The following is a 1,338-nucleotide window of genomic DNA, read 5'->3' as shown; positions in this document are numbered from 1 at the left end:
AACCGCCACACCGTCGCGCGTCACCACCACCAACCGCACCTCAGCCAACCGCTCGCTGGCCAACCACCACTGCAACAAACCGAGAACGTCCTCGGTGAGCGCGTGTGCTGCCGCACCGATCGGCTCGCCGGCAGCGCTGTCGAGCTTGACGACAACGCCGTCGGGCAACGTCGCGCCATCGGCGATTGCACGCTCGAACGCGTCCAGGTCGGCGTAGCGCTCACCGGCCCCGGCCAGGCCGTCACCGAGGAACGCGACAGTTGCCGATCCGGAGGCGCGCTCGGCCGTGACCTCAGCCCAGTCGACCTGGAACAACGAGTTCCGCCCCACGTCCTGGGCGTTCTCCAACTGCGCCTGCTCGACCGGCCGGAAAGCGAGTTTGGCCACGCTCGCGACCGGCTCACCCTCAACACCGACGACGTCGACCCGCAACGCCTGCTCACCCGCAGAGCTGATCCGCACCCGCACCTGGGCCAGACCACCCTGCCCGAAACGCACCCCAGACCAGGAGAACGGCAACCCCAACGAGGACCCCTCGCCCCGATCAAGCCAACCAAGCCCACCATGCAACGACGCATCGAACAACGCCGGATGAATCCCGAACCCACGAGCCGACCCGGCATGCTCCTCCGGCAACGCCACCTCGGCATACACCTCGCCACCGCTGCGCCAACCAGCCCGAAGCCCCTGAAACGCCGGACCGTAGTCAAACCCGATCTCGGCCAACCTCGCATAGAACGCATCCACCGCGAACGGCTCGGCATCCGCCGGCGGCCACTCACCCGGCACCCAGAACTCCGTGACCGACCCGTCCGTGGTGAGCACCCCGCGCGCATGGCAGGTTGCTTCCTGTTCGATTTCGGTCTCCGGGTGGGAGTAGATCGCGACCTCGCGTCCACCGTCCTCGGCTGCCTCGCCGATGGTGACCTGAATCTGGACGGCGGCGTGCTCCGCCATGATCAGCGGCGCTTCCAGCACCAGTTCCTCAAGCACGGGGCTACCCCTGTGCCGGCCGGCGGCAATCGCCAGCTCGACCAACGCGGTGCCCGGCACGATCACCATTCCGAGTACGCCGTGGTCGCTCACCCACGGCGCCGACTCCTGCGAGACGCGTCCGGTGAACAGCCACTCGTCCCGGTCACCCACCCGGACGGCAGCAGACAGCAGGGGGTGGTCGATCCGGCCGAGGCCGGCACCCGCGGCGCTCGCCGCATCCGTGCCCGGCATCAACCAGTACCGCTGACGTTGGAACGCGTAGGTGGGCAGATCAACCCGTCGGGCATGCGTGCCGGAGTAGAAAGCCGGCCAGTCGACGCTCGTCCCGGCAGTGTGGGCCTG

1 protein-coding gene is annotated in these 1,338 nt (G+C 68.5%); it reads right to left on the bottom strand.

Features of this window, described 5'->3' with window-relative positions:
• Positions 1-1,338, bottom strand: a 1,338-nt coding sequence (locus tag ACLQ28_RS34400; RefSeq protein ID WP_425690429.1) for a polyketide synthase dehydratase domain-containing protein, incomplete at both ends; no start/stop codon positions are given.

The sequence above is a fragment of the Micromonospora sp. DT201 genome, assembly GCF_049841575.1.
Classification (GTDB): domain Bacteria; phylum Actinomycetota; class Actinomycetes; order Mycobacteriales; family Micromonosporaceae; genus Micromonospora.
The sequence above is the reverse complement of the archived record's forward strand: the minus strand, read 5'-3'. Positions and strand labels throughout refer to the sequence as shown.